The sequence below is a fragment of the Bradyrhizobium genomosp. I (2014) genome (assembly GCF_000261685.1).
Taxonomy (GTDB): Bacteria; Pseudomonadota; Alphaproteobacteria; order Rhizobiales; family Xanthobacteraceae; genus Bradyrhizobium.
Genome location: NZ_AJQE01000212.1, coordinates 1 through 6023 on the forward strand (window position 1 = coordinate 1; position 6023 = coordinate 6023).

The window sequence follows — 6023 nt, forward strand, 5'->3', positions numbered from 1 at the left end:
CGTCGGCGCCGCCGGCTCATCCGCCGGTCATGCCAGCGACAGAGGCATGGAGAAGGGCAAGGGCCATAACAAGGACGAGATGAAGAAGAGCAAGGACTAATGCCTGGACCAGGAGCGGCAGCGATGCCGCTCCTTCGTCTTTGATGGAGGAGAACGCGCATGAACAGATCGATCATTGCGATCGCAGCGCTGGCCCTGCTGGGCAGCGCGGCTCAGGGAGCAACCATGGAAAAGACCGGCAAGACCGCATCCGGCGAAACCTGCAAGGTCACGGTCGAGAAGCATGCAGACGGCAGCATCACCGCGGCCGGCTCGTCGCATTCGGGCACAACCGGATCCACCTCGTCGAGCGGCGCCCTGTCGAGCTCGAGCTCGGCTGGCGGATCATCGGTGAATGTGCAGGCAGGCGGCGGCAGCGTATCGAGCTCCTCGTCGACGGCGGGTGGGCCCGGTTCCACCAGCGCCAGCACCATCACCGTCAACGGCTGCACGATTTCGACCTCGTCACCCTAGCTTCGTGGAGGATTGGACATGAGAACTCTGCTCACGACCGCGGCGGTCGCGCTTCTCGTCGCCGCCGCTTCACCCGCTCTTGCGCAAAAGAACATAACCGGCGGCAGCGGCGGCTCGGCAGCAGCCGGCGGCACTTCGGCTTCGACTGTCGGCACGGGTGGCACGTCCTCCTCGCCGTCCGGAAGCACGGGTTCGTCGATCGCGGCCGGCGGCAGCGCTGCAGCGGCCAGCGGCAAGGCACAGACCGGCGTCAGCATGAACAAGGGCAACGGGCCGGTCATGAACTCCAACGCTCGGGCGCAAGCTCATGACGGCGGCACGTTCAGCCGTTCGCACACGCGTACCAAGGTCAAAGCCGGTGAAGAGGTCGGCTCGACCACCAAGACGATGTCGCATGTGCCCGGGTCGAAGCCGACCATGTCGAAGACGACAACGACGGCGCGCTAGGGCCTCATGCCATCCTTCGAGACGCCCGCTTTGGCGGGCTCCTCAGGATGAGGGCGGAGTGCGCGACAGCAGTATTAACGGGCACTGCGCTATTGGCCTCATCCTGAGGAGGCGCGTCAGCGCCGTCTCGAAGGACGAGGCGTGCAGGCAGGCCGCCACAAGTCGTACGAGATAGCCGGCCTGCCTGGGCAGCTTTTCGGCCTCATGACCTGCTTCAGCCACCATGCAGGCTGCGGCTGATCCGGGTGACGACGGCGTCCCACCGCTGCTTTTGGCTGGCTGGATAATTGATCAGAACGCAGTGCACAAACCGCTGCAAGAAATTGCAGCGGTTATACCAGATCTTGTCGCGCTTGGTGCTCGACACCACGAAGAAGGTCGGCGTGACACGTTTGTAAATGATTCCTTGAGGTGGATTCTTCCCGGCGAGGAATTCGGCCGGCGAGAGACCTTGCTGGTTCTCGACGGCCTGCACCGTGAGGTCGGCACTGCCGTCGTAGCTGCGAAACTGCTGTCCATACCCGTCGGGCTTGCCGGCGGGCTCTGTAAAGATCGAGGCGGGAATGTCGACTGAAGTCCCGGAGTCCGGGATGCGGTAGGTCCTCCAGCCGCTTGCCAAGGCAGCCGAAGATGTCGCGCAGAGCGCGATGATGGCGGCAACCAGTATCTTCATGTCGGTCTCATCACTTGCGCGGAGCCAATTGCAGCTCCATCAGGGCGATCCGTTGCAGATCCGCGACGTTGCGTTCGCCCGCGCCGGCGGTCCGCAGAATGGACTCGGCGAGCACGTTGACATGAGATGCATGCACCGGCTCCGGCAAGCTGGCAACCGCTGCCTCCAGGGCGCTCGTCATGATGTCGATCACCTCGGGGGAAAATTCGGCGTTGGAAAAGTTCTTCATCGTGTGCGCCGTCCGCTGGATGCGGACCATTGGTTCAACGCCGGGAAAAAATGGAAGTTCCTTTGGAGGTGCGAGGCCCGGCGCAATTGTCCAGGTCGACTGGCGGGCCCAATGAGACCGATAGCAACATCGCGCGGCCGGCCGACGACGGCCCAGGCGTGGCGCGGTCAAACCGCAAGACCCAGCGCGCCCCCCTCGGGGCGAGGCGCCACCGAACCGGCGGGCACATGATTGACGACGAGGCCGGTCGGCACGGCCGCATATGCCGACAGCGCCGCGGTCACCCGGCGCATCGCCGCCGAACCGAGCTCGCCGGCGCGCGCCACCAGGACGATCAGGTCCGCATGCGCGGCGAGGGCGATGGCGTCGGGCTGCAAGGCGAGATTGCCGGCGTGGACGATGATCAGATCGAACTCCGAACGAATATCATCCTCGGGCCTCGCATCGGCCTTTCGGCCGGCACTGAGGAGCTCGTCGATCGACTGAAGTCCCGCCGTGGTCGAGCCGTCGTGCCATTCGGTCACCGGCGGCTGGTGACTTGCGAATTCCGGCTGGAGCCGGATCAGCACGCTCATCAGGCCCCGATTCACGGCGGCGCGATTGAGGGAGCGCGCAATCGTGTTGCCGCCGGCACTCTTGCCGACCGACAGCACCAGCGCGACCTTGCAGCCGCGCACCGGCACACCGTCGATGTGTTCGAGCAGCGGCCGCAAATGGGTGCCGAGATCGAGCTCGGCCGAGGTGGCAACCGGTTTTTGCCAGACGGTGCTGGGCCCGGCTCCGGATGCAAGCTCGGGGATGCGGGCCCAGACAGGAAGGCTGGGCATCGACTCGGCCCGAGGGGCGGCGGGCGGTGGCTGGACTTGCCGGTTGGGCGCCTCTTCCGCGTTCACAGATGCTGGCGCCTGAACGGACCCGGGCTTGTCGGCGGACGCGCCCGTCGTCACCGCAACGGCGGCGGTCGACGTCAACAGCGAGCCGATCGCCAGCGCCGCGAGCAGCAAGGCGAGCGGCGGACGCGTCGAGCGCAGCGGCGGAATGGCGATCGAGGCGATCTTGGTCTGGGACGCCTGCAGCTGGCGCTGCTCGTTGGTCGTCTTGAACCTCGACAGGAACTGCTCGTAGATGTTCCTGTTGGCGTCGGCATCGCGCTGCAGCTCCTGCAGCTTCACCAGCGCCTGGCCGTCGACCAGCATCTTGGTCTCGACCGCCTTGAGCTGCTTTTCCAGTGCGTTCTGCTGCTCCAGCTGGGCCTCGTATTCGGACTTGGCGGTGTCGATGTTCTTCTTCCGCTCGATCTCGATCTGCCGGTTGATGTCCGCCAGCTGGCTGTAGGAGATCGCGAGGTCGGGATGGCGGTCGCCATACACCGCCTTCTTCTGCGCAATCTGGTCGTTCAGGGCCGAGCGCTGCGCGCGCAGCATGCTCAGGAGATCCTGCTTCACCGGCCCTTCGACATTGGCCTTGAGATCGCGTTGCACCTGCTCGTAGCGCGCCTTGGCTTCCTCGGTGCGAAGACGTGCGGCGGAGACCTGCTGATTGAGATCGGTCACCCGCAATTGCTGGGTGGTCGAATCCTTGCCGGCATTGAGGATCTTGTGCTCGAGCCGGAAGGCCGCGACGGCGTCTTCCGACGCGCGCAGGCGCTCGTTCAACGTCTTCAGCCGGTCCTTGAGCCAGTCGGCGGCCTCGTCCGTCGCCTCGGTACGAACGCGGCCCTGGCTTGCAACGAACGCCTCGGCGATGGCATTGGCGTAGTAAGCGGCCCGCTCGGGGCGGTTCGAGGTGAAGGACATCGCAATGACGTAGGTGAGCCCGCGGCGGGTGATCTCGAGGCGGTTGCGGAATCTTTCGAGCAGGCGCGTCATGTCCGTATACCCGCCCGAGATGTCCTCGTCGTCCGCGATCTTGAGCTGCTCGATCAGGGGGCGGAGAAAGCCGTCGGATTTGGCGATCTCGATCTGGCTCTGCAGCGCCGCGGCGTCCTGGCCGATGCCCGGCAAGACGTCCTGCTCCGTGGTGACGCGCAGCTCCCGGGGATCGAGCACGACCAGGGCCGTCGCGGCATACCGGACCGGCAGCACCATCAGAGCGATGATACCGAGGGCGAACAGCGCCAGCGCCAGCGTCAGAATGCGCCGGCCGTTCTCGCGCAGGAAAGAGAGCGAACCGGAGACCGTCAGCGATCCCCCGATCAGGGCCGGCCCGGTGCCGTCAGGCTTCACTCTTGCAGCCCGCGGCGCTTCCCACGAAGCCGCTTGCTCCGTCGGGGCGATGCTTCGCGGAGATACGCGGCTGCCGAACGCCATGGGTTGGACTCGAAATCAACTGACTGTCATAGCTCAGAGGCTTGCTGCACCGTAAATATCCATGGTTAACCGGCGGTTACGGCGCACCGCGCGAAACCATCATGGCCCGCGGCTCGGCCATGCCGGCGGCGTCACCCCCGGTGGTGGAAGGAGACCATTGTGAGGGGCCGCGGCAATCAGCGAGGCAGCCAATCCCTCAGCCCGATCGGACCGATCCGATCAGATCCCCCGCTCTGGGCGAACTTGCGACCCGGCCGCCGCGCTCAGCTGATGTTCAGCAGGATTCGTCCCGACGTGCCGCTGCGCATCAGGTCCAGCGCGTCGTTGACGTCGTCGAGCGCGAACGCGTGGGTCACGATGCCGCGGTAACTCACCTTGCCCGCATCGCTCAGGCGAACCAGACGCGGGATGTCGCGCGCCGGCTGGCATTGGCCGCCTTCCGAGCCCTTCAGCACCTTCTCGAAGTGCAGCGGCAGCGTGTAGATCTCGGCTTTCTCACGGGGAACGCCGACCAGGATGCAGCGGCCCTTCTTCGCCGTGATCTCGTAGGCGAGCTCGATCAGATTCTTGACGCCGGTGGTCTCGACGACCTTGTCGGGTCCGTCGGCGCCGGTGATGGACCGCACCTCGGCGGCCACATCCTTGACCGCTTCGGAGTTGATGGTGTGGGTGGCCCCGAACTGCCGGGCCATTTCGAGCTTGTTGTCGAGGCGGTCGATCGCGATGACGGGATAGGCGCCGACCATCGCGGCGAATTGCACGATGTTCAATCCGACGCCGCCGACGCCGAACACGACGACCGCTTCGCCGATGGCGATCTGCGCGTCGTTGTTGACGACGCCGAGCGCGGTCGTCACGGCGCAGCCGAGCAGCGGTGCGCTGGTGCGATCGATCGAGGCCGGAACGGGCGTGACGCGGTTCTCCGACACCACGGCATATTCATTGAAGGTGGTGACCCAGCCCGCGTTGAGGCGCTTGCCGCGCCACGAATAGACCGGCGTGTTGGACTGGATGCCCTTGCCCGGCCGCCAATGCATGACGACGGTGTCGCCCTGCTTGCAGGAGACGACGCCGGGTCCGGTCTCGACGATGGTTGCCAGCGCTTCGTGCCCCAGAAGGTGCGGCAGGAACTTGTCGACGCCCTTGACGGCGTCGATCTCGTTGATCTGCGCGCCGCAGATGCTCGAGGTGTGCACGTGGGCAAGCACCTGCCCGTGTTCGAGCGTATCAGGCAAGGTGAACTCATCGACGATCAGCGGCTTGCCGGATTCGACGAGAATGGCCGCCTTGGCAGTCTTGATATCCATCAGCAGCGCCCGGTCACTCGAAATAGATGAATTCGTAGTCGCCGGTGTAACCGAGCTTGCCGTACAGCCAGATCCATTCCGATGTGTGCAGGATGGACTCCGCCGTCAGCGCCCAGCATTCGAGGTTGTGCATTTCGGCGACGTTCCGGTAGCCCTCGACCATGATGTATTTGTTCTTGCCGACCCGCTCGATCTCCTTGACCGCCGCCTCGATCTCATACAGCCTGAGATTGTGCAGGGTGCCGAGCGAGATGACGAGATCGAAGCTATCGTCGCCATAAGGATAGACGTCCTGGGCACGATAGTTGAAGAGGTACGGTTTCACCTGCTCGTGCGAATGTTCGAGGCCGTGCCTGGAGATGTCGAAGCCAACGACCTTCAAGCCCGGCAGGATCTTCTGCATCTCGTAGAGCAGAAAGCCCTTGCCGCAGCCGACGTCGAGCACGCTGGACCCATCCTTCAAACCATAGGTCTCGATCAGTGCCTTTGCGACCGGCGCCCAGCGCCCTTCGATGAAGCGGTAGCCGCCATAGCCGAAGCGGCGG

The 6023-nt window shown here is 64.8% G+C and carries 7 protein-coding genes; 1 reads left to right on the plus strand and 6 read right to left on the minus strand.

Translation table 11 applies throughout. The features are described 5' to 3' along the window. Positions 1–212 precede the first annotated feature (212 nt). The gene (locus IC50_RS42530; protein ID WP_035708810.1) at positions 213–491 is read right to left on the minus strand and encodes a hypothetical protein; all 279 of its coding nucleotides are present in this window, start codon (positions 489–491) and stop codon (positions 213–215) included. Positions 492–531: 40 nt separating this feature from the next. Between IC50_RS42530 and IC50_RS20490 the strand changes: the two genes are divergently transcribed. Next, positions 532–960, plus strand: coding sequence for a hypothetical protein (locus IC50_RS20490; protein ID WP_035708814.1), 429 nt, complete (start codon positions 532–534; stop codon positions 958–960). A 214-nt stretch (positions 961–1174) separates the two neighbouring features. Here the strand turns inward: IC50_RS20490 and IC50_RS20495 are convergent, their stop codons facing one another. The 5 genes from IC50_RS20495 to IC50_RS20515 all read right to left on the minus strand — a co-directional run. After that, positions 1175–1633: a hypothetical protein gene (locus IC50_RS20495; RefSeq protein ID WP_035708816.1), complete on the minus strand. Its 459-nt coding sequence runs from the start codon at positions 1631–1633 to the stop codon at positions 1175–1177. Between the two features lie 10 nt (positions 1634–1643). Further along, the gene (locus IC50_RS20500; protein WP_035708826.1) at positions 1644–1862 is read right to left on the minus strand and encodes a hypothetical protein; all 219 of its coding nucleotides are present in this window, start codon (positions 1860–1862) and stop codon (positions 1644–1646) included. Positions 1863–2029: 167 nt separating this feature from the next. Then, positions 2030–4171 carry a GumC family protein gene (locus tag IC50_RS20505; protein ID WP_035708819.1) on the minus strand — a complete coding sequence of 714 codons (2142 nt, stop codon included), beginning with the start codon at positions 4169–4171 and terminating at the stop codon, positions 2030–2032. Positions 4172–4434: 263 nt separating this feature from the next. After that, on the minus strand, positions 4435–5478 hold the full coding sequence (locus tag IC50_RS20510; protein ID WP_035708821.1) for a zinc-binding dehydrogenase: 1044 nt from the start codon (positions 5476–5478) through the stop codon (positions 4435–4437). A 13-nt stretch (positions 5479–5491) separates the two neighbouring features. Next, positions 5492–6023 (minus strand): class I SAM-dependent methyltransferase (locus tag IC50_RS20515; protein ID WP_035708823.1); only part of this gene is annotated, 532 nt, incomplete at its 5' end.

Excerpts from the sequence above, each read along its gene's own strand:
- IC50_RS20500 (WP_035708826.1), bottom strand. The coding sequence starts at position 1,862 with ATGAAGAACTTTTCCAACGCCGAATTTTCCCCCGAGGTGATCGACATC.
- IC50_RS20505 (WP_035708819.1), bottom strand. The coding sequence starts at position 4,171 with ATGGCGTTCGGCAGCCGCGTATCTCCGCGAAGCATCGCCCCGACGGAG.
- IC50_RS20510 (WP_035708821.1), bottom strand. The coding sequence starts at position 5,478 with ATGGATATCAAGACTGCCAAGGCGGCCATTCTCGTCGAATCCGGCAAG.
- IC50_RS20495 (WP_035708816.1), bottom strand. The coding sequence starts at position 1,633 with ATGAAGATACTGGTTGCCGCCATCATCGCGCTCTGCGCGACATCTTCG.
- IC50_RS20490 (WP_035708814.1), top strand. The coding sequence starts at position 532 with ATGAGAACTCTGCTCACGACCGCGGCGGTCGCGCTTCTCGTCGCCGCC.